This window comes from Pseudomonas putida (assembly GCF_005080685.1).
GTDB lineage: Bacteria > Pseudomonadota > Gammaproteobacteria > Pseudomonadales > Pseudomonadaceae > Aquipseudomonas > Aquipseudomonas putida_V.
Genome location: NZ_CP039371.1, coordinates 5,785,454 through 5,805,007, shown reverse-complemented (window position 1 = coordinate 5,805,007; position 19,554 = coordinate 5,785,454). Strand labels below are relative to the sequence as shown.

General features: G+C 65.8%; 20 protein-coding genes and 1 pseudogene. 5 read left to right on the top strand and 16 right to left on the bottom strand.

The window, feature by feature from the left end:
- Positions 1–172 precede the first annotated feature (172 nt).
- From E6B08_RS26990 to E6B08_RS26965, 6 genes are read right to left on the bottom strand one after another with little or no spacing between them, the layout of a single operon-like run.
- Positions 173–742, bottom strand: a complete 570-nt coding sequence (locus tag E6B08_RS26990; protein ID WP_136916758.1) for a DUF4136 domain-containing protein — start codon at positions 740–742, stop codon at positions 173–175.
- A 19-nt stretch (positions 743–761) separates the two neighbouring features.
- Entirely contained in the window at positions 762–1,397 is a 636-nt protein-coding gene (locus E6B08_RS26985) for a DUF4136 domain-containing protein (RefSeq protein ID WP_136916757.1), read from the bottom strand.
- Between the two features lie 19 nt (positions 1,398–1,416).
- Positions 1,417–2,166: a methyltransferase domain-containing protein gene (locus E6B08_RS26980; protein ID WP_136916756.1), complete on the bottom strand. Its 750-nt coding sequence runs from the start codon at positions 2,164–2,166 to the stop codon at positions 1,417–1,419.
- A complete protein-coding gene (locus E6B08_RS26975) occupies positions 2,163–2,468 on the bottom strand; it encodes a MazG-like family protein (RefSeq protein ID WP_136916755.1) in 306 nt (101 codons plus the stop codon). The genes E6B08_RS26980 and E6B08_RS26975 overlap by 4 nt, the downstream gene beginning before the upstream one ends.
- 55 nt (positions 2,469–2,523) lie before the next feature.
- Positions 2,524–3,375 (bottom strand): MaoC family dehydratase, encoded by an 852-nt coding sequence (locus E6B08_RS26970; protein ID WP_136916754.1) that lies wholly within the window; start codon positions 3,373–3,375, stop codon positions 2,524–2,526.
- Positions 3,376–3,377: 2 nt separating this feature from the next.
- Positions 3,378–4,730 (bottom strand): 3-oxoacyl-ACP reductase, encoded by a 1,353-nt coding sequence (locus tag E6B08_RS26965; RefSeq protein WP_136916753.1) that lies wholly within the window; start codon positions 4,728–4,730, stop codon positions 3,378–3,380.
- Positions 4,731–4,847: 117 nt separating this feature from the next.
- On the opposite strand from E6B08_RS26965, the gene E6B08_RS26960 reads away from it, so the two are divergent.
- Together E6B08_RS26960 and E6B08_RS26955 are read left to right on the top strand one after the other, a co-directional pair.
- Positions 4,848–6,125 (top strand): acetyl-CoA C-acetyltransferase, encoded by a 1,278-nt coding sequence (locus E6B08_RS26960; RefSeq protein ID WP_136916752.1) that lies wholly within the window; start codon positions 4,848–4,850, stop codon positions 6,123–6,125.
- A gap of 45 nt (positions 6,126–6,170) precedes the next feature.
- Positions 6,171–6,950 (top strand): AraC family transcriptional regulator, encoded by a 780-nt coding sequence (locus E6B08_RS26955; RefSeq protein WP_136916751.1) that lies wholly within the window; start codon positions 6,171–6,173, stop codon positions 6,948–6,950.
- A gap of 116 nt (positions 6,951–7,066) precedes the next feature.
- On the opposite strand, the gene E6B08_RS31595 is transcribed toward E6B08_RS26955, so the two are convergent.
- From E6B08_RS31595 to E6B08_RS26935, 5 genes and pseudogenes are all read right to left on the bottom strand, one after another.
- Positions 7,067–7,795: a methyl-accepting chemotaxis protein gene (locus tag E6B08_RS31595; RefSeq protein WP_409524738.1), complete on the bottom strand. Its 729-nt coding sequence runs from the start codon at positions 7,793–7,795 to the stop codon at positions 7,067–7,069.
- Positions 7,796–7,924: 129 nt separating this feature from the next.
- Positions 7,925–8,854, bottom strand: a pseudogene (locus E6B08_RS31590) (cache domain-containing protein); the annotation flags it as partial.
- A 325-nt stretch (positions 8,855–9,179) separates the two neighbouring features.
- Positions 9,180–9,584, bottom strand: a complete 405-nt coding sequence (gene cueR / locus E6B08_RS26945) for a Cu(I)-responsive transcriptional regulator (protein WP_136916749.1) — start codon at positions 9,582–9,584, stop codon at positions 9,180–9,182.
- Positions 9,581–11,980 (bottom strand): heavy metal translocating P-type ATPase, encoded by a 2,400-nt coding sequence (locus E6B08_RS26940; RefSeq protein WP_136916748.1) that lies wholly within the window; start codon positions 11,978–11,980, stop codon positions 9,581–9,583. The genes cueR and E6B08_RS26940 overlap by 4 nt, the downstream gene beginning before the upstream one ends.
- 53 nt (positions 11,981–12,033) lie before the next feature.
- The gene (locus E6B08_RS26935; RefSeq protein WP_136916747.1) at positions 12,034–12,420 is read right to left on the bottom strand and encodes a hypothetical protein; all 387 of its coding nucleotides are present in this window, start codon (positions 12,418–12,420) and stop codon (positions 12,034–12,036) included.
- Between the two features lie 145 nt (positions 12,421–12,565).
- On the opposite strand from E6B08_RS26935, the gene E6B08_RS26930 reads away from it, so the two are divergent.
- Entirely contained in the window at positions 12,566–12,763 is a 198-nt protein-coding gene (locus E6B08_RS26930) for a heavy-metal-associated domain-containing protein (RefSeq protein ID WP_136916746.1), read from the top strand.
- A 106-nt stretch (positions 12,764–12,869) separates the two neighbouring features.
- A complete protein-coding gene (locus E6B08_RS26925; RefSeq protein WP_136916745.1) occupies positions 12,870–14,054 on the top strand; it encodes a multidrug effflux MFS transporter in 1,185 nt (394 codons plus the stop codon).
- Here the strand turns inward: E6B08_RS26925 and E6B08_RS31230 are convergent.
- Positions 14,002–14,202 (bottom strand): hypothetical protein, encoded by a 201-nt coding sequence (locus tag E6B08_RS31230; protein WP_136916744.1) that lies wholly within the window; start codon positions 14,200–14,202, stop codon positions 14,002–14,004. The two genes, E6B08_RS26925 and E6B08_RS31230, sit on opposite strands and share 53 nt — an antisense overlap.
- Before the next feature lie 456 nt (positions 14,203–14,658).
- Here E6B08_RS31230 and E6B08_RS26915 point away from each other — a divergent pair, with 456 nt between their 5' ends.
- Positions 14,659–15,363 (top strand): ArsR/SmtB family transcription factor, encoded by a 705-nt coding sequence (locus tag E6B08_RS26915; protein ID WP_136916743.1) that lies wholly within the window; start codon positions 14,659–14,661, stop codon positions 15,361–15,363.
- 44 nt (positions 15,364–15,407) lie between these two features.
- On the opposite strand, the gene E6B08_RS26910 is transcribed toward E6B08_RS26915, so the two are convergent.
- From E6B08_RS26910 to E6B08_RS26895, 4 genes are all read right to left on the bottom strand, one after another.
- Entirely contained in the window at positions 15,408–16,355 is a 948-nt protein-coding gene (locus tag E6B08_RS26910; protein ID WP_136916742.1) for an adenosine deaminase, read from the bottom strand.
- A gap of 86 nt (positions 16,356–16,441) precedes the next feature.
- Positions 16,442–17,797, bottom strand: coding sequence for an 8-oxoguanine deaminase (locus E6B08_RS26905; protein ID WP_136916741.1), 1,356 nt, complete (start codon positions 17,795–17,797; stop codon positions 16,442–16,444).
- Between the two features lie 121 nt (positions 17,798–17,918).
- Positions 17,919–18,605 carry an SDR family oxidoreductase gene (locus E6B08_RS26900; RefSeq protein ID WP_136916740.1) on the bottom strand — a complete coding sequence of 229 codons (687 nt, stop codon included), beginning with the start codon at positions 18,603–18,605 and terminating at the stop codon, positions 17,919–17,921.
- A 363-nt stretch (positions 18,606–18,968) separates the two neighbouring features.
- Complete coding sequence (locus E6B08_RS26895) at positions 18,969–19,553, bottom strand: IMPACT family protein (RefSeq protein WP_136916739.1); 585 nt, start codon at positions 19,551–19,553, stop codon at positions 18,969–18,971.
- Position 19,554: the final 1 nt, after the last annotated feature.

Here is a 19,554-nt window from a genome sequence, read left to right as displayed (position 1 = left end):
TTGAACGGATCTGTACTGTCACGCAGGTTTCAATGTCAGGGTAGACGCGAACCTGCGAGCGAGCCTGGCGAGATGTGAAAAAGAGCTGGCAGTAGGATGACCGCCTGTGCAGGCCGGTGCCTGCAGGCTGGATGCTGTGCCTGCAGGCGTCGACGAGCCGGAGTTGGGGCGCTTACTTGGCCCGCCCCGGGGGATAGTTGCCCATGACCTTGGCCACGGTGTTGTGGATGGCGCTGGCGCGCTCTTCGGGGCTGGGTGGGTAGTTGTTCATGATCTGCTCGGCGCTGCCGCGCCAGACCAGCTTGCCGTCATGGCCGTCGAACAGGTCGACCTGGATGGTCGCCACTTTGTAGTCGACGGTTCGGGTTTCGTTGTACATCGGCCCACCCCAGTAGCCGCCCCAGTAGCCACCCCAGCCTCCGCCGTAGTTGGTGGAAATCTGCTGCTGGCGCTGCTCGACGATCAGGTAGGCCTGCACCCTGACGTCAGGCTTGGCATTGCCCTGCACCGGGCGCAGGCCACGCTGGTCGAGCTGATCGGCGACTGCCTGGCGGATACGTTGTTCGGTCAGGTCGCTCTTGATCCTGGGATCGTCCGGACGATATTGCAGCGCCGGTTCCTGCCATGCCCAGCTGCGGTAGGCGGCGAAATCGCGGCTGGCGTCGAAGTCCTGCTGCACATTGTTACTCGAGCAGGCGGCGAGTATTAACGCGAACGACAATAGAACGAGACGGCGCAACATGATGGATCTCCGTTGAACGTTAGCTAGGAGGATAGCCGCTGAGTGCCTTGTGCACCGAGTCGCGCAGGGCGGCCTCACGGTCGCGCGGCGAGTCCTTGTCGCTGCCACTCTCGGCGCTGGCGCTCCATACCGGCTGGCCGTTGCGGGCATCGAACAGGTCGATGCGCACCACCATCACCTCCACCTCGTAGGTACGCACGATCGGCACGCTGCCGTAGGCGCCGTAACCATTGCGGTAGCCGCCGAAACCGACGCCACCATAGGGGTACGGGCCGTAATAGGGGTCGTAGTAGTCGTAGTCACGCACCTGGCGCAGGCGCCGCTCCAGGCGGATGTCGGCGCTGACCAGCAGGTCGGCAGTGGCGCCCCTTGCCGGGCGCAGGCCTTGCTGGTCCAGGGCGTTGCTGACCGCCTCGGCCAGTTGCGCCGGGTCGGCGCTGGCGTTGGCGCTCGGCAACTGGCCGTCGCGCCAGCTCCAGCTGCGGTACTTGCCATAGTCGCGGGCCGGGGCCGGATAGGCACTGACATCGAAGGTGCTGGCGGCGCCGGGCGGTGCCGGCGGCAACGGGTTGCTGCTGGCAACGTAGGGGTTGCTGCCCTGGCAGGCGGCCAGGGCGAAGGGCAACAGGACCAGGCACAACGAACGGTACGACATGGTTCCTCCTGGCAGGCGGTTAGCGTGGACGGCAGACCCAGTGCAGGTAGCGGCCGAGCCCGGCGAAGCTGGGGTGTCGGCGGTGGGCCAGTTCCATTTCCAGCAGGTCGAGCAGCTCGGCCTTGGCCTGGAACTCCTTGGGCATGTAGTCGTGGAACACCCTCACGCCACTCTCGCTTTCGACCTGCCACATGAAATCAAGTTGCGCCTTGAGTTCACGCGGATCAAGCGGTTTTTGCGGGGTGAGGCTCTGCTTTTCGCCTTCCAGCCGGTTGCTGCGCAACTTGCGAAAATGCCCCTTCAGCAGGTTGCGGTAGACCAGCGCGTCGCGGTTGTAGAACGCCAGCGACAACCAGCCGCCAGGTGCGGTCAGTTGATGGAGCACCGGCAGGATGCTCTCGGGCTCGGCCAGCCATTCGAGCACGGCGTGGCACAACACCACGTCGAACGGCTCGGTCAGTTGGCCGAGCAGCTCCTGCCAGGGGGCCTGGACGAACGTGGCTTGCTGGCCGGCCTCGGCGAACCGCGCACGGGCGCCTTCGAGCATCGGTGCGGCAGGTTCGGCCAGGGTCACCTGGTGGCCGCGCTCGGCCAGCCACAAGGCCATGTGGCCGAGCCCGGCACCGACGTCGAGGATGCGCAGCGGGCGGTCAGGCAGGGCTTCGGCGAGGTCGGCCTGAAGCACGGCGAGGCGGATCGCGCCCTTGGCGCCGCCGTAGATCTTTTCGGCAAAGCGCGTGGCAAGCTCATCGAAATGGCGGTCGTTCATCGCGCGAAGCGCCTTTCGCTGTCGGCCAGCTTGGCGCGAACCACTTGATCCATGTCCAGGCCCAGTTCGCTGCACAGCAGCAACAGGTAGAGGATCACGTCGCCGACCTCCTGGCCGGCGTGGGCGAGTTTCTCAGGTGGCAGTTGGCGCGATTCATCCTCGCTCAGCCACTGGAATATCTCGACCAGCTCGGCCATTTCGACACTGGCGGCCATGGCCAGGTTCTTCGGGCTGTGGAAGCCGCGCCAGTCGTTGTTGTCGCGGATCTGGTGCAGGCGTTGGGTAAGTTCTTGCAGGTTCATCGGGGCTCTCCTAATGCCGTATAGCTTCGGCGCAGGCCCGGTGCAAAGCAAGAGGCTACAACCGACTCCAGCGCCCGACCATGTGCAGCAGGTCGCCGTGCCCATCCAGGCGCAGTTCCCCGCTGGGCCCGGCCGCGCTGGCACTGAGCACGACCTCCGAGGGCAAGCGCACCGGCTTGCGGAAGTCCACCTCGAAGGCATAACCGCTGTTGGGCAGGTGCGTGCGCAGGGCGGCCAGGGCCATGGCCTTGGTCCACATGCCGTGGGCGATGGCCGTGGGGAAGCCGAACAAGCGCGCGCTGACTACGCTCAGGTGGATCGGGTTGTAGTCGCCGCAGACGTTGGCGTAGCGCCGGCCGATATCGCTGTCGGCGTACCAGCGGGTGGCCTCGGGCAGGGGTTCGGGGGGCAGGTCTTCGGTTTCGCAGGCCTGGCCATCGAGGTGCAGCCCGCGTACCAGCATGCGGCTGGTCTCGCGCCAGAGCAGGCCCAGGCCATCCTCGGCTTCGCTGATCAGGTCGAAGGTGCCGCCCTTGGGGTGCGGTTGCAGGTTGTCGGCATGCACGGCGAAACGCAGGCCATCGATGCCGCCAAGCGGGCGGATCACCTCGATGCGGTTATGCAGGTGCACCAGCCCCAGCAATGGGAAGGGGAAGTCTCTGGCCGTCAGCAGTTGCAGTTGGAGGGGGAACGCCATGATGTGCGGATAGGTGGCCGGCAGGCGTCCGTCGTCGGTGAAGTGACAGAGCCTGCGGTACTTCGCCAGGTTGCCCGGTTGCAGGCGCACGAAGCAGCGCAGGCCGCCGGCTGGCAGGCTGTCGCCGCTGATCTTGCGCTTGCTGGCCGCGCGCAGGTAAAGGCTGGCGCTCGAGTCGGGGGTGTACAGGTCGTGCCATGGGCGGTTCATGTTCAGGCCCCCATCAGTGCCTGGCCACAGACCCGCAGGACCTGGCCATTGACCGCGCCGGAGCCTGGTTGGCTGAGCCAGGCGATGGCTTCGGCGACATCCTGTGGACGCCCGCCCTGTCCCAGCGAACTCAGGCGTCGTCCGGCCTCGCGCAGGCCCATGGGCATGGCGGCGGTCATGTGGGTTTCGATGAAGCCCGGGGCCACGGCATTGATGCTGCCACCGCGCTCGGCCAGCGTGTCGGCCCAGGCCTCGGCGAAGCCGATCAAGCCAGCCTTGCTCGCGGCATAGTTGGCCTGGCCACGGTTGCCGGCGATGCCGCTGACCGACGCCAGCAGGGTCACACGGGCATCGGCGCCGAGCGTGCCGGCCTCGAACAACGCCTGGGTCAGTACCTGCGGCGCCTTGAGGTTGACTGCCAGCACCGCATCCCAGTATTCCGGGGTCATGTTGGCCAATGTCTTGTCGCGGGTGATACCGGCGTTGTGCACGACGATGTCGATGCCGTCGGGCAGCGCCTCGATCAGTTGCGCCGGTGCATCGCTTGCACAGATATCCAGGGCCAGGGCCCTGCCGCCGAGGCGCTCGGCCAGGGCGTCGAGGTCGTTGCGTGCCTGCGGCACATCCAGCAGCGTCACCTCGGCGCCATCGCGGACCAGGGTCTCGGCGATGGCCGCGCCGATGCCGCGGGCGGCGCCAGTGACCAGCGCCCGGCGCCCGGCCAACGGCCGTGTCCAGTCCTCGACCTGGCGCGGGCAGGCCTGCAAGCGCAGCACCTGGCCCGAGATGAAGGCGCTCTTGGGTGAAAGGAAGAAGCGCAGGGCTCCTTCGAGCTGGTCCTGCGCAGCGTCGTCGACGTACAGCAGCTGCGCGGTAGCGCCATTGCGCAGTTCCTTGGCCAGCGAGCGGCTGAAGCCCTCGAGGGCGCGCTGGGCGACGCGGGCGAGCGGGTCGCTGAGGTGCTCGGGCGCGCGCCCGAGAATCACCACATGAGCGCAAGGTGCCAGACTGCGCAGCAACGGCTGGAAAAACTCGCGCAACTGCCGCAGCGCATCGCTGTCGCAGAGATGACTGGCATCGAACACCAGCGCCTTGATCTTCGGCCCCATGCCGGCGACCCAGGCGGGGGATTGCAGGCCGTCGCCGTTGAAGCTGTAGCGTTCGTCGGTAAGCCGTGCGGCGATGGCCTCGACCGCGCCAGCCAGAGGCCCGCCGCCGATCACCAGCGCGCCTTCCACCGGCCGCAGGCGACCGGCCTGCCAGCGTTCCAGGGGCGCCGGGCGCGGCAGGCCAAGGGCATCGACGAGGCGCCGGCCAAGGTTGGAATTGGCAAAGCCGAGATAGCGGTCGCTCATTGCGGGTCTCCCTGAAGGCAAGCTTGCAAGTGTGGACCAACTTTATGGCCAGGTCGTTCGAATGCGGTAAAAACACCTAGGCTCTACGGATCAATTTGTTTCAGGAGGAACATGCGCATGCGTTCATCTCGCCGGGTCGCGATCCTGGGCGGCAACCGAATCCCCTTCGCCCGCTCCAATGGCGCCTACGCCACGGCCAGCAACCAGGCCATGCTCACCGCTGCCCTCGAAGGCCTGGTCGAGCGCTATCGCCTGCATGGCCTGCGCCTGGGCGAGGTGGTCGCCGGCGCTGTGCTCAAGCATTCGCGCGACATGAACCTGACCCGTGAGTGCGTGCTGGGCTCGCGGCTGTCGCCGAGCACCCCGGCCTACGATATCCAGCAGGCCTGTGGCACTGGCCTGGAGGCAGCGTTGCTGGTGGCCAACAAGATCGCCCTGGGGCAGATCGAAAGTGGCATCGCCGGGGGCGTCGACACCACCTCCGATGCCCCGATCGCGGTCAGTGAGGGGCTGCGTCGCCTGCTGTTGCAGGCCAACCGAGGGCGTAGCCTGGGTGAGCGCCTGAAACCTCTGCTCAAACTGCGGCCAAGGCATTTGAAGCCCGAGTTGCCGCGCAATGGCGAACCGCGCACTGGGCTGTCGATGGGCGAGCACTGCGAGCGCATGGCCCAGACCTGGGGCATTGGTCGTGCCGAACAGGACGAACTGGCGCTGCTCAGCCATCAGCACCTGGCGGCGGCCTATGCCGAAGGTTGGCAGGACGACCTGCTGACCCCCTACCTGGGGCTCAGCCGTGACAACAACCTGCGCCCGGACTTGACCCTGGAGCCACTGTCCAAGCTCAAGCCGGTGTTCGAGCGGGGCGGGCGGGGCACGCTGACGGCAGGCAACTCGACGCCGTTGACCGACGGCGCCTCGCTGGTATTGCTGGGTAGCGAACAATGGGCAGAGCAGCAGGGTCTGCCGGTGCTGGCCTATCTGGTGGATGGCGAGACGGCGGCGGTGGACTTCGTCAAAGGCCAGGAAGGGCTGCTGATGGCGCCGGTGTACGCGGTGCCGCGACTGTTGGCGCGCAACGGGCTGAGCCTGCAGGACTTCGACTATTACGAAATCCACGAGGCGTTCGCCGCCCAGGTGCTGTGTACCTTGAAGGCCTGGGAAGACGCCGATTACTGCCGCGACAAGCTGGGCCTGGACACCCCACTGGGGGCCATCGACCGCAGCAAACTCAACGTCAAGGGCAGCTCCCTGGCAGCGGGTCACCCATTCGCCGCTACCGGCGGGCGTATCCTCGCCAACCTGGCCAAGCTGTTGGCCACGGCGGGCAAGGGGCGGGGCTTGATCTCGATTTGTGCGGCGAGTGGCCAGGGCGTGACGGTGATCGTCGAGCGTTGACCGGGCTCTGTTAGGCTTGGCAGGTCACAACCCTAAGAAACCACCATGCCGACCATCGGACTGCCTCGTCCCATTCCCACCCTGGAGCAACTGCCCAGGCCACTCTATGCCCGCGCCGAGAGCCTCGGCGCGGGCTCCTGGACCATGCGCCACCGTCACGACTGGGTGCAGTTCTCCTACGCCATCAGTGGTGTACTGGGGGTGTACACCGACGATGGCAGCTACTTCGCTCCGCCGCAGTGGGGCGTGTGGATACCTGCCGATGCCGAGCATGAGGTGGTGACGTCGGGGCAGGCGGAAATGCGCAGTCTCTACGTGCGTCGCGATGCCTGCCCGTGGGCTGCGCAGCAGTGCCGGGTGCTGGAGGTCACGCCGCTGGCCCGCGAGCTGATCAAGCAGTTCTGCCTGATGCCTGCCGATTATGCAGAAGGCGACAGTGCCGAGGCGCGGTTGGTGGCAGTGCTGCTCGATCAGTTACGTACGTTGCCCGAGGTGGGGTTCTCGCTGCCGCTTCCTCGTCACCCGGGGTTGCTCGCACTGTGCAATGGGCTGATCGCGCAGCCGGATCAACCGCAGACCCTCGGACAGTGGGCGTTGCAGTTGGGCTGCTCGGAAAAGACCTTGATGCGCCTGTTCCAGCGCGAGACCGGGCTGAGTTTTCGCAACTGGCGCCAGCGCATGCGGCTGCTGTCTTCGCTGGCGCTGCTGGAGGCGGGAGAGAGCGTGACCGAGGCGGCGTTGGGGTGTGGTTATGAATCCACGTCGGCGTATATCGCGGCGTTCAGGCAGTTGTTCGGGGCTACGCCTGGGGAGTTGAAGTTGTAGGGGCGCGGGGGATGGCGTGAGATTCGCGGTGGGGCGCATATCGAGCGCCGCCCGCGCGGCGCTCGATTTTGGCATCACCCTGGATCGCGAGACATGCGCCCGCCACCCCTATGCACTCAGGTCCTGAACCGCCGCACCAGCGAATCCAGTTCGTTGGACAGCCCAGCCAGGCTCTCGGAATCCTGACGCGCCGCTTGGGCCAGCTCGGCAACCAGCTGTGCATCGCCATGGATCTGGCTGATATGCCGGTTGATGTCCTCGGCCACCTGATGTTGCTCCTCGGCCGCAGTGGCGATCTGCGTGTTCATGTCGCGAATCACGTCCACCGACTCGCGGATCTGCCCGAAGCTGTCGCGGGCCAGGCCGATACGGCTCACCGACTGCTGCGACACTTCCAGGCTGGCGTGCATCTGCTCGGCCACTTCAGCGGTGCGGCTGGCCAGGTTGCCCAGCAAACCGTCGATCTCTGCGGTGGAGTCGGCGGTGCGCTTGGCCAGCGCGCGTACCTCGTCGGCGACCACGGCGAAGCCTCGGCCCTGTTCGCCGGCCCGCGCCGCTTCGATGGCGGCATTGAGGGCCAGCAGGTTGGTCTGCTCGGCGATCGAGCGGATGGTGCCGAGGATCGATTGGATGGCGTTGCTGTCACGCTCCAGTTGCTGGATCGACTGCGCCGACTGCTCGATCTCCTGGCTCAGGCGATCGACACTGTGTACCGCCGCGTCGATCTGCTGCTGGCCCTCGCGAGCCTGCTGCTGGCCGCTGTCGGCCGATTGCGCGGCCTGGCTGCAGGAGCGCGCCACTTCGTTGGCGGTGGCGACCATTTCGTGGAAGGCAGTGGACACCATGTCAACGGCTTCGCGCTGGCGCCCGGCGGCCTCGGCCATGTCGTTGGAGACTCGGGTCGAGCTGCTCGAGGTGCTGAGAATCTTGCCGGCGGCGCTACCGATGTGCTGGATCAGGCTGCGGATCGCGCCGAGGAACTGGTTGAACCAGCTGGCCAGTTGCGCGGTTTCGTCGCGGCCGCGAATCTCCAGGCTGCGGGTCAGGTCGCCTTCGCCCTGGGCGATGTCTTCCAGGCCATTGGTGACACTGTTGATCGGGCGCACGATGAGCTTGGCGAAGCCGGCGCCGACCACGGCGAACAGTGCCGCCAGCACCAGGGCGATGGTGCCGATCAGCCAGGTCAGGCGGGTGGTGGTTTGCATCACCTCGCTGTGTTGGATCAGGCCGATGAAGGTCCAGCCCAGTTGTGCGTCGGGGTAGACGTTGGCCATGTAGCGTACGCCGTCGATCTCGACCTCGACCAGGCCCTTGCCGGCCTTGGCCAGCTCGCTGTAGCCGCCGCCGAAGCTGTCCAGCTGCTTGAAGTTGTGGCTGGCATCGCGCGGGTCGACCATGACGTTGCCGTTGTTTTCCACCAGCATCAGGTAGCCGCTTTCGCCGAGTTTGATCTGCTTGACGATCTCGGTCAGGCCCTTGAGCGACACGTCGATGTTGACCACGCCGCCAGGGTTGCCCAGTTGGTTGGGCACGGCGCGCACGGTGCTGACCAGCACGGCGTCGTCCGGCGCCCAGTAGTAGGCACCGGTGCGCACGGTCTTGCCCGGGTTGGCCATGGCCAGCTGGTACCAGGGACGCGGACGCGGATCGTAGTTGACGAACTTCTGCCCGGCCGGCCAGCCGACATAGCCGCCATCGCTGACGCCGTAGGACACGTAGGCGTAGCCCGGGTGGGACTCGGCCAGGCGGGTGAACAGGTCGAGCAGTTGTCGGTCCTGGTCGCCGAGCGCGTAGGAGGGGTTGGCGCTCATGAACTTGTTCAGGTTGCCGCCGGTGCTGGCGACCAGCGGCTGGGCGGCCAGGAAGGCGACGTTCTGGTCGATGCCCTGGAAGAAGATGTTCATGGCGTTGCCGACCTGGCGGATTTCCCGACTGCTGTTGTCGAGGAAATCGTCGCGAGCCTCGCCGCGCAGGTTGACGACCACCAACGTGGCCACGAGGACGATGGGCAGGCCGGCGATGACGGCGAAGGCCCAAGTCAGTTTCTGTTTGATGTTCATCGACGCTCCCGGAAATTATTTTTTTCGACACGCGAGGCAGGTAGTCACTGCATCGGCAGCGCCCTGCGTTGTTTGAGCGCCAGCCCCCGTATTTGTGGGGCGAAGTCGTGGGGAGAGATGATTTCGTCGCGTTTAGGCTAATACGGCATACCAAACAGCCTCGGCAGCTTCATCGGCAGCAATCGCTGCCATTGGCAAGGTCCCGGAGAATCGGGCAATCGGGGCGGTCGTCGCCCTGGCAGTGGGTGATCAGCTCGCTCAGTGTGTCGCGCAGGCCGACCAATTCTTCGATGCGCTGGTTGAGTGCGTCGATGTGTTGAACGGCCAGTGCCTTCACATCGGCGCTGGCGCGTTGGCGGTCCTGCCAGAGGGCCAGCAACTTGCCGACTTCGTCCAGGGAGAACCCCAGGTCGCGCGAGCGCTTGATGAACGCCAGGTTATGCAGGTCTTGCTCCTGGTACAGGCGATAGCCGCTGTCGCTGCGCAAGGCCGGCTTGAGCAGGCCGATGGACTCGTAGTAGCGAATCATCTTGGTGCTGAGCCCGGTGCGGCGAGCGGCCTGGCCGATGTTCATGGTGCCTCCTGCGAGTGGTGGGTAGGTTTCCAGGTCTTGAGCCAGAGCGCGTTGCTCACCACGCTGACACTCGACAGCGCCATGGCGGCGCCTGCCAGCACGGGATTGAGGTAGCCCAGCGCGGCCAGGGGGATGCCCACCAGGTTGTAGATGAAGGCCCAGAACAGGTTCTGGCGGATCTTGGCGTAGGTCTTGCGGCTGATCTCCAGGGCGGCTGGGACCAGGCGCGGGTCGCCGCGCATCAGGGTGATGCCGGCGGCCTGCATGGCAACGTCGGTGCCGCCACCCATGGCGATGCCGATATCGGCGGCGGCAAGGGCCGGGGCATCGTTGATGCCGTCGCCGACCATTGCCACCACCCCATCCCGTTTGAGCTGCGCGACAGTGGCGGCTTTGTCGGCGGGCAGCACTTCGGCGTGCACGTCGTCGATGCCCAGACGCTCGGCCACCACCTTGGCGCTGCCGCGGTTGTCACCGGTCAGCAGGTGGCTGCTGATGTGTCGGGCGTGCAAGGCGGCGATGGCTTGCTCGGCTCCGGGCTTGAGGCTGTCGCCGAAGGCCAGCAGGCCGAGCACCTTGGGCTGGCTGCCACGTTCGATCAACCACGACAGGGTGCGCCCCTCGGCTTCCCAGTGCTCGGCCTGGTTCGCCAGGTCGCCGGGCTGCAGGTTGTTTTCGTCGAGCAGGCGGCGGTTGCCCAGGATCAGTTCGCGATTGCCCACGTTACCGGCGATGCCGCGGCCGGCCAGGGCCTGGCTGTGCTCGACGGTGGCAACCTGCAACCCGCGTTCGGCGCAGGCATCGAGCACTGCCTTGGCCAGCGGGTGCTCGCTGCCGCGCTGCAGGGCGCCCGCAAGCATCAGCAGTTCATCGCTATCGCCGGAGACGGCCTGGCTATGGACGACCTGCGGGCTGCCGGAGGTGAGGGTGCCGGTCTTGTCGAACACCACCCGGTTCACCGCGTGGGCGCGCTCCAGCGCCTCGGCGTCCTTGATCAGGATGCCGTGGCGAGCGGCGACACCCGTGCCGGCCATGATCGCCGCCGGGGTAGCCAGGCCCAGCGCACAGGGGCAGGCGATGACCAGCACGGCGACGGCATTGATCAGCGCGGTTTCGAGGGGGGCTCCGGCCAGCCACCAGCCGAGCAGGGTGATCAGTGCCAGCACCAGCACTGCCGGGACGAAGACCTGGCTGACGCGGTCGACCAGCTTCTGGATCGGTGCCTTGGCCGCCTGGGCATCCTCGACCAGGCGGATGATGCGAGCCAGTACGGTCTCGGTACCCAGCGCCTGGGTACGCACCAGCAGGCGCCCTTCGCCGTTGATCGCGCCGCCGGTGACGTTGTCGCCCGGTTGCTTGGGCACCGGCAGGCTTTCGCCGCTGATCAGGGCTTCGTCGGCATGGCTGCTGCCATCCTCTACGCTGCCATCGACCGGGAAGCGCTCGCCCGGCTTCACCAGCACCAGGTCACCCAGGCGCAGTTGGCTGATGGCGACATCTTCTTCCTTGCCATCGACCACGCGCAGCGCACGCTCCGGGCGTAATGCCTCGAGGGCGCGGATGGCGCTGGCGGTCTGGCGCTTGGCGCGGCTTTCCAGGTACTTGCCGAGCAGCACCAGGGCAATCACCACGGCGGAGGCTTCAAAATACAGGTGCGGTGCATGGCCGGCCGGGGCCTGCGCCCACTGGTAGAGGCTCAGGCCATAGCCTGCGCTGGTGCCCAGGGCCACCAGCAGGTCCATGTTGCCGGCCCCGGCGCGCACGGCCTTCCAGGCCGCCACGTAGAAGCGTGCGCCGAGAATGAACTGTACCGGCGTCGCCAGCAGCCACTGCGCCCAGGCAGGCAGCATCCAGTGCAGGCCCAAGGGCTGTACCAGCATCGGCAGAACCAGCGGCAGCGCCAGCAGCAGGGCCGCGGCCACGGCCAGGCGTTCGCGGCGCAGACGCCGTTGCGCGTCGGCCTGCTCATCGTGGTGGGCGTGCGCCAGGCTGGCGCTGTAGCCGGCCTTTTCGATGGCTGCGATCAACTGGTTGTCGTCGACGCAGGCGAGCACCTGGACATGGGCGCGCTCGCTGGCCAGGTTGACCGAGGCCTGTTCGACTCCGGCGACTTTGCCCAGGGCGCGTTCGACGCGCCCGACGCAACTGGCGCAGGTCATGCCGCCGACCTGCAACTCCACCGTGCGGTCTGGCACCTGGTAGCCAGCGTCGCGGACTGCGCCGAGCAGGGCCGGCAGGCTGTCGGCCGGCGCCTGGACCCGTGCCCGTTCGCTGGCGAGGTTGACGCTGACCTGCTCGGCGCCGCTGACCTTGCGCAGGGCGCGTTCGACACGCCCCGCGCAGCTGGCGCAGGTCATGCCGGAGATGGGCAAGTCGAAAGTTGTGGATGCGGGCATGGCACAGCTCCTTTGTTCAGGCCCCCAGCTTCAACCTTGCCACGCGGTCAAGGTCAATAGCCCAGATTGGCTCGCTTGAGTTCGAAGCCGGCTGGGCTGACCGCGATGCGGTACTTGCTGATCTGCCCGGCGTGCAGGGTCAGCCGCGTGCTGCGCTGGTCCTCGACCCCCGGGGCACAACCGGGTGCCTGGCCCGGCAGCAGGCGCAGGCGTACGTCCACCGATCCCGGTGGCAGGTTGAAGGAGGTCGACTGCTCCTGGAACAGGCGTCCGGCCAGTTGGTCGTTGAGGTAGATGCCGATCTCGCAACTGGTGGCCACTTCCAGGCGCTCCCGGGAAATGATCAGCACGCCATAGTCCGAGTTGCCCTCGGCGCTGGCGGGCGGCACGACGGCCAGCGCACCCAGTAACCCGACAAGGCCCAATGCTGCCCTGAACATGATGAATCTCCTGCTTGCAAAAATCGTCAAAGGCGCAGCTTGGCCGACCCGCGCGAGGATTTCCACCCCGACCGTTTGCCGCGGAACTTGACCTTGACCCGGTGGCAAGCTTGAAACTGAGGCAAATCCTGAAGGAGGCAACCCCATGCAAGTGTTCAACGTACAAGGCATGACCTGCGGCCATTGTGTCAAAGCCGTCACCCGTGCGGTGCAGGAGCAGGACGCCGAGGCCCGGGTAGAGGTAGACCTGGCGGGCAAGCAGGTGAAGGTGCAGAGCGGCCTGGCGGCCGAGGCCATCCTGGCAGCGATCCGCGAGGAGGGTTACCAGGCGCAGCAGGCATAGCCGCGACGGGGCTGGACGCAGCCCCTGATCGATGCAAATGTTTTCATCCAGGCGATGTCCACAGCAGGTAGAATGACTGGTTTGCTTAGCCTGCTATGGATTTCCCATGAACCTGCGAATGGTCCTGATCCTGGGCGCACTCAGTGCGTTCGGGCCACTGGCGATCGACTTCTACCTGCCCGCCTTCCCGGCAATGGCGCAGGCGTTCGCCACCGATGAACAACACGTGCAGACCACCCTGGCTGCGTATTTCCTGGGCTTGTCCATCGGCCAGCTGGCCTATGGTCCGGTAGCCGATCGGTTTGGCCGGCGCAAGCCGTTGCTGTTCGGCGTGACACTGTTCACTCTGGCGTCGCTGGCCTGCGCCTATGCGCCCAACCTCGACACGCTGATCGTGGCCCGCTTCGTCCAGGCCCTGGGCGGCTGCGCCGGCATGGTGCTGTCGCGGGCGATCGTCAGCGACAAATGCGACGCAGTGGGCTCGGCCAAGGTGTTCTCGCAGCTCATGCTGGTGATGGGCCTGGCACCGATCCTGGCACCGATGCTCGGTGGCGTGCTGGTCAACTTGGCCGGCTGGCAGTCGATCTTCCTCGCCTTGAGCCTGTTCAGCGCCGCTGCCCTGCTGGCGGTGAGCCTGGGCCTGCCGGAGAGCCTGCCGGCACACATTCCACGCCAGCCACTGTCGGGGGCGCTGCGCCAATACGTGCGCCTGTTGCGTGACCGGGTGTTCCTTGGCCATGCGGTGACCGGCGGAGTCGCGATTGCCGGCATGTTCGCCTACATCGCCGGTTCGCCGTTCATTTTCATCAAGCTGTATGGCGTGCCGGCGGAACACTTCGGTTGGTTGTTCGGCACCAATGCCGCGGGCTTCATTCTGGTTGCCCAGGTGAATGCGCGGCTGTTGTCCAAGCGCGGCCCGGCCTGGTTGCTGGTGCGGGCGGTGGGGGTCTACCTGGCCGCCGGGCTGGTGCTGCTGGCAGTCGCGGCGTCACGACCAGAGCATCTGTGGATGCTTTTGCTGCCGCTTTTCGTATGCATTTCCAGCCTTGGTTGCATCATCCCCAACGCCTCGGCCTGTGCCATGAACGGGCAAGGTGCCAGGGCTGGCAGCGCCTCGGCATTGATGGGCTGCGTGCAGTTCAGTGTCGCGGCCGGGGCCGCGGCGCTGGTCGGCCTGCTGCACGATGGCAGCGCCGTGCCGATGAGCCTGGTCATCAGCCTGTGCGGCGCGCTGGTGGTCAGTGTCGCGCTGCTGACCCGGCGTTTGCAGGCCAGGCAGCTTGCTGCATGAGGGGGTGAGGCGCATTCAGGCGGGTTTCGAGGGTGGCGACGAAGGCTCGGGCTTCGGCCTCGCTGCGGAAGTTCACCACATGCTCGTCGAGCCTCACCTGCCAACGGCAAGTGGGGCTTTGGTTCGAAGCGCTGACGACAATTTTCATCGCGGCATACCTTCGAGAAGGGGGCGGACGCTCTAGTGTAGCGCCGTCCTCTTCGCCCGCCATCGGTGCGACCGAGCGCCTGACTGACGGTCGTCAGGCCATTTCAGGCTCCAGGTCCCATGGCGGGGAGCAATGTTGATCCTTCGCTTTAACTCGCCTTATTTTCGGAAGCTACTCGTCGGCCAAGTCTTCGCTTGTGCTGGCTGTTGCCTGCGCTGTCGATCAACGCTTTACCAACTTTCTCGAGGGTGTGCCTACCCTCGGCGTATATCCAGTGAACTCCCGGGTTTTCACCTACCAGCGCGCCGCCTGCAGCGGCTTATACTGGCGCCTCGGCCAGCACCAGCGAGACAGGTTTCCCTCTTCAGGGACTGCTGCCAAAAGTGCGTGTAGGGCGCGCTGCCGGCGCTGGCCATCGCAGAGCAGCCGTGATCATTCAGGGAGAGTTCGAGCATCATGAATGCAGTGAGCAGTATCAGCCAGATTGCCGGCCTGATGGCCGACCCCAAGCGCAGTGCGATGTTGTGGGCGCTGATCGATGGCACGCCACGTCCTACCGACGAGATCGCCGTCATGGCCGGTCTCACCGCATCCTCGGCCTGTGCGCACCTCTCGCTGTTGTCGTCGGCGGGGCTACTGAGGCTGGAGGCACGCGGGCGCAAGCGTTATTTCAGGCTGGCAACGCCTCAGGTGGGCGCCGCGGTGGAGGCACTGGCCAGCGTCCAGTTGGGCAATGGCGAACGCCAGAGTAGCGCTGTGCAACTGCCGATGTCGCTGCGCCGGGCCCGACGCTGTGGTGATCACCTGGGCGGGGAGTTGGCTGCCGAACTGTACCAGCGGTTGGTAGTCGCGGGCTGGCTCGAAGGCAACGAGCGCCAGTTGATGGTCAGTGAGGAGGGGCGGGTGCAACTGGCGAGCATTGGGGTCTACATCGAGGCCTTGGCGCCACGTCAGCGTGGCAGCTGCGTGATCTGCCATTGCAGCGAATCGAGCGACCAGGGGCCGCATCTGGGTGGCAGCGTGGGGCAGGCATTGCTCAGGTTGTTCCTGCAGTCGGGGTGGATCCGCGAGCCGGAGGGAACCCGGGCGTTGCACATCTGCGCGGTGGGGGTACAGCAGATCAATCGGATCGCCCGAGTGACAACGTTGCAGATGGGATGAGCGCAACGTCGGCGAGGGAGCCGACGTTGCAGCGGGGTGGCGACTTAAACGAGCCTCGCGTCCAGGCTGTTCTGCGCAAGGCGACGGGCCTGGTCCTCGGTCATACCCAGGTGGGTATGGAGGGCGTGGAAGTTTTCGGTGACGTAGCCACCGAAGTAGGCAGGGTCGTCGGAATTGACCGTTACCTTCACGCCACGCTCGAGCATGTCGAGGATGTTGTGTTGGCTCATATGGTCGAACACGCAGAGCTTGGTGTTGGACAACGGGCACACCGTCAGCGGGATCTGTTCCTCGATGATGCGCTGCATCAGGCGTTCGTCCTCGATGGCGCGCACGCCGTGGTCGATGCGCTTGATCTTCAGCAGGTCGAGGGCTTCCCAGATGTACTCGGGTGGACCTTCTTCGCCGGCATGGGCGACGGCGACGAAGCCTTCGTCACGGGCGCGGTCGAACACACGCTGGAACTTGCTCGGTGGATGGCCCATTTCGGAGCTGTCCAGGCCCACGGCGATGAAGGCGTCGCGGAAGGGCAGCGCCTGGTCGAGGGTCTTGTGCGCTTCGTCTTCGCTCAGGTGACGCAGGAAACTGAGGATCAGGCCGCTGCTGATACCCAGCTGCTCGCGGCCATCCTTGAGTGCCTGGTGGATGCCATTGAGCACCACCTCGAACGGGATGCCGCGGTCGGTATGGGTCTGTGGGTCGAAGAACGGCTCGGTGTGGATGACGTTCTGCGCCTTGCAGCGCTGCAGGTAGGCCCAGGTCAGGTCGTAGAAGTCCTGCTCGGTGCGCAGCACGTCCGCGCCCTGGTAGTACAGGTCGAGGAACTCTTGCAGGTTGTTGAAGGCGTAGGCACCCCGCAGGGCCTCGACATCCTTCCAGGGCAGGGCGATCTTGTTGCGCTCGGCGAGGGCGAACAGCAACTCGGGTTCAAGCGAACCTTCCAGGTGCAGGTGCAGTTCGGCCTTGGGCAGGGCGTTCAACCAGTCATACATAAATAAAGCAATCTCGAATCAGGTACGTTCAGGGGGCATTCTACAGGGCCTTGCCGGACAATGCGCCCGGTAAGGCCCCTGGCGGCTCAACCAGCGATCAGCTCGGCGGCGGCCTGGCGGTGGTCGGCGATCAGCCCGCGCACGTCGAGCCCTTCGATCTGGCCGTCGACGACCCGCCACTGGCCGCCGACCATGACCCGGTCGGCGCGATCTGCGCCGCACAGCAGCAGTGCGCTAAGCGGATCATGGCTACCGGAGAAGCGTAGTTCGTCGAGCTTGAACAGGGCCAGGTCGGCCTGCTTGCCTGGCGCCAGCTCACCGATGTCCTGGCGCCCGAGCAGGCGCGCGGAACCACGGGTGGCCCAGCCCAGTGCGCGCTCCGGGGTGATTTGCTCGGCGCCGTAGCGCAGGCGTTGCAGGTACAGGGCCTGACGCGCCTCGAGAATCATGTTCGAGGCATCGTTGGAGGCCGAGCCGTCCACGCCGAGGCCCACGGGGGCTCCAGCGGCTTCCAGCTCTGCGCTCGGGCAGATACCCGAGGCCAGGCGCATGTTGGAACTCGGGCAATGGCAGATGCCGGTGCCCGCCGCGCCGAGGCGGGCGATTTCGTCAGGATTGAAATGAATGCCATGGGCCAGCCAAGTACGTGGGCCGAGCCAACCGACGCTGTCGAGGTAGTCGACGGTACGCAGGCCAAAGCGTTGCAGGCAGAACGATTCCTCGTCGAGGGTTTCGGCCAGGTGGGTATGCAGGCGCACGTCCAGTTCCTCCGCCAGGCTGGCGCTTGCGCGCATGATCTCTGGGGTGACCGAGAACGGCGAGCATGGCGCCAGGGCGATCTGGATCTGGGCGCCGTCGCCACGTTCGTGATAGCTGTGGATAAGTCTCTGGCTGTCGGCCAGGATGACCTCGCCCTGCTGTACCGTCTGTTGCGGCGGCAGGCCGCCATCGGCCTCGCCCAGGCTCATCGAGCCGCGGGTGAGCATGGCGCGCATGCCCAGTTTGCGCACTGCCTCGACCTGCACGTCGATGGCGTTGTCCAGGCCCTGCGGGAACAGGTAGTGGTGGTCGGCGGCGGTGGTGCAACCCGACAGCAGCAGTTCGGCCAGGGCGACTTCGCTGGCCAGTGCCAGTTTGCTAGGGGTCAGGCGCGCCCAGACGGGATACAGGGTTTTCAGCCAGGGGAACAGCGGCTGGTTCACCACCGGGGCCCAGGCCCGGGTCAGGGTCTGGTAGAAGTGGTGGTGGGTATTGATCAGGCCAGGCAGCACCACGTGCTCGCGGGCATCGAAGACGTGTTGGCAAGGGGCGCTGGGGCTCTGGCCGCTGGCCAGAAGTTCGCTGATGCGGCCATTCTCGATGACCAGGCCGCCACGGGCATCGCTGCCGTTGGCCGTGAAGATGGCAAGGGGGGATTTCAACCAGGTGCGGGTCGCAGGCATGGTGCCGGCTCCTCTGAAAGTGGGTTCAGGGTTAGCCAGCTCAGTGTTGCCCTGTCTGCTGATCCAGGTCCGCCGTGGGGGCGAGGCATGGAGTCTACTGCCTCGCCGCGCGGCTTTCAATTCACCAGGTCAGGGCTTCGCCCTTGTAGTTGATGAAGCGCAGGCCGCCCTGGCCCGCCTGGGCCTTGATCTGCTCGAGCATGCCACGGGTACTGGTGAGCACGTCGATCTCGGCGTTCTCACCGCCCATGTCGGTCTTGACCCAGCCAGGGTGCATGGCCAGAACGCACAGGTCCGGGCGCGCAAGCTCGGTGACGAAGCTGTTGATCATCGAGTTCAGTGCAGCCTTGCTCGCCTTGTACAGGCAGATTTCGCTGCCATCGGGGATGGCCACGCTGCCCAGCACCGAACTCATGAAGGCCAGCACGCCGGTGCCCTCGCGCACCTGGCCGACCAGGCGGCGGGCGACGCGGATCGGCGCGACTGCGTTGGTCATGAACAGGTCGCCGATGTCCGAACCCTGCACACGTTCCAGGTCCTGGGGCAGCGGGCCCATCACGCCGGCATTGACGAACACGAGGTCGAAGACTTCGCCTTGCAGGCGCTGCTTGAGGCCATCGAGCTGGGCGGTGTCGTTCATTTCCAGGCGCTCGATACGAACGCCTGGCACCTCGCCCAGGGCACCAGCCTTGGCGGGGTCACGGACGGTGGCGGTGATGTTCCAGCCATCTTCGTGCAGGCGCTGTACCAGGCCCAGGCCGAGCCCACGGGAGGCGCCGATGATGAGGGCAGTTCGTGAAGTTGCCATGGGAACGTTCCTTGAACGGTGGGGAAGGGGATTCAGGATAAATCACCCGAGGCGATGGCGCCTGTTTCGCTGCTGTGCAAAAAATGATCAATCACGTCAAAACCTGTCCAGGCGGGCGCTTGGCTTGTTGGCTAACGGGTTATCCACAGGCTGTTCCACAGTAAATGTGTGCAAGCCCTGCTCACCTCGCTGCGCCCCGCCGCATTCGTGTGGATAAGAACGCTTGGCCAATCAGCGGGTTGGCGTGATCGAGACCCTTGATCAAAATATGATCAAAGCCCTGCAGGCCTTGATATTACGGGCTTGTGTAAGAATGCCCCAAGCTTATCCACAGGCAGGCCCACAGTAGTTGTGAGCAACCGATCAACTGCCCTGCAGGATGATCCGTCCGCGACTCAGGTCGGCGAGTTGCTGTTGCAGCGCCGCCAGGTGTGCTTCGCCCAGGGCGATAGTCAGGTCGACGCCGTTGGCAGTGAACTGCTCGTCCAGCACCAGGCCGTCCACCTCTGCCAGGCGCAGCTTGAGCAATGCCAGCTCGCTGAAACTGCAACTGCAGGTGAATTCGCTGCGCTGCACCAGCAGCCGTTTGGGCGCCTGTTGCAGGCATTTGTTGGCACCGCCGCCATAGGCTCGCGCCAGTCCGCCAGTGCCGAGCTGGATGCCGCCGTACCAGCGGATCACCAGTACCACCACCTGGTCGCAATCCTGCGCTTCGATAGCCGCCAGGATCGGTCGCCCGGCGGTACCGCCCGGCTCGCCGTCGTCATTGCTGCGGTACTGGGCACCGAGTTTCCAGGCCCAGCAGTTATGGGTGGCCGCCAGGTCGCTGTGGCGTTCGATGAAGCTCATGGCTTCGGCGGCGCTGCTGATCGGCCCGGCGAGGGTGATGAAGCGGCTCTTGCGGATTTCCTCGCGAAACGCGCAGAGGTCTAGCAGGGTAGAAGGCATA

Bases quoted from the DNA above. Each gene is read 5' to 3' on its own strand.
- E6B08_RS31230 (WP_136916744.1), bottom strand. From the start codon at position 14,202: ATGAAAATTGTCGTCAGCGCTTCGAACCAAAGCCCCACTTGCCGTTGG.
- E6B08_RS26940 (WP_136916748.1), bottom strand. From the start codon at position 11,980: ATGCCCGCATCCACAACTTTCGACTTGCCCATCTCCGGCATGACCTGC.
- E6B08_RS26905 (WP_136916741.1), bottom strand. From the start codon at position 17,797: ATGCCTGCGACCCGCACCTGGTTGAAATCCCCCCTTGCCATCTTCACG.
- E6B08_RS26975 (WP_136916755.1), bottom strand. From the start codon at position 2,468: ATGAACCTGCAAGAACTTACCCAACGCCTGCACCAGATCCGCGACAAC.
- E6B08_RS26970 (WP_136916754.1), bottom strand. From the start codon at position 3,375: ATGAACCGCCCATGGCACGACCTGTACACCCCCGACTCGAGCGCCAGC.
- E6B08_RS26910 (WP_136916742.1), bottom strand. From the start codon at position 16,355: ATGTATGACTGGTTGAACGCCCTGCCCAAGGCCGAACTGCACCTGCAC.
- E6B08_RS26985 (WP_136916757.1), bottom strand. From the start codon at position 1,397: ATGTCGTACCGTTCGTTGTGCCTGGTCCTGTTGCCCTTCGCCCTGGCC.
- E6B08_RS26915 (WP_136916743.1), top strand. From the start codon at position 14,659: ATGAATGCAGTGAGCAGTATCAGCCAGATTGCCGGCCTGATGGCCGAC.
- E6B08_RS26930 (WP_136916746.1), top strand. From the start codon at position 12,566: ATGCAAGTGTTCAACGTACAAGGCATGACCTGCGGCCATTGTGTCAAA.
- E6B08_RS26935 (WP_136916747.1), bottom strand. From the start codon at position 12,420: ATGTTCAGGGCAGCATTGGGCCTTGTCGGGTTACTGGGTGCGCTGGCC.
- E6B08_RS26925 (WP_136916745.1), top strand. From the start codon at position 12,870: ATGAACCTGCGAATGGTCCTGATCCTGGGCGCACTCAGTGCGTTCGGG.
- E6B08_RS26960 (WP_136916752.1), top strand. From the start codon at position 4,848: ATGCGTTCATCTCGCCGGGTCGCGATCCTGGGCGGCAACCGAATCCCC.
- E6B08_RS31595 (WP_409524738.1), bottom strand. From the start codon at position 7,795: ATGGTGTCCACTGCCTTCCACGAAATGGTCGCCACCGCCAACGAAGTG.
- E6B08_RS26955 (WP_136916751.1), top strand. From the start codon at position 6,171: ATGCCGACCATCGGACTGCCTCGTCCCATTCCCACCCTGGAGCAACTG.
- E6B08_RS26900 (WP_136916740.1), bottom strand. From the start codon at position 18,605: ATGGCAACTTCACGAACTGCCCTCATCATCGGCGCCTCCCGTGGGCTC.
- E6B08_RS26965 (WP_136916753.1), bottom strand. From the start codon at position 4,730: ATGAGCGACCGCTATCTCGGCTTTGCCAATTCCAACCTTGGCCGGCGC.
- E6B08_RS26895 (WP_136916739.1), bottom strand. From the start codon at position 19,553: ATGCCTTCTACCCTGCTAGACCTCTGCGCGTTTCGCGAGGAAATCCGC.
- E6B08_RS26990 (WP_136916758.1), bottom strand. From the start codon at position 742: ATGTTGCGCCGTCTCGTTCTATTGTCGTTCGCGTTAATACTCGCCGCC.
- E6B08_RS26980 (WP_136916756.1), bottom strand. From the start codon at position 2,166: ATGAACGACCGCCATTTCGATGAGCTTGCCACGCGCTTTGCCGAAAAG.
- cueR (WP_136916749.1), bottom strand. From the start codon at position 9,584: ATGAACATCGGCCAGGCCGCTCGCCGCACCGGGCTCAGCACCAAGATG.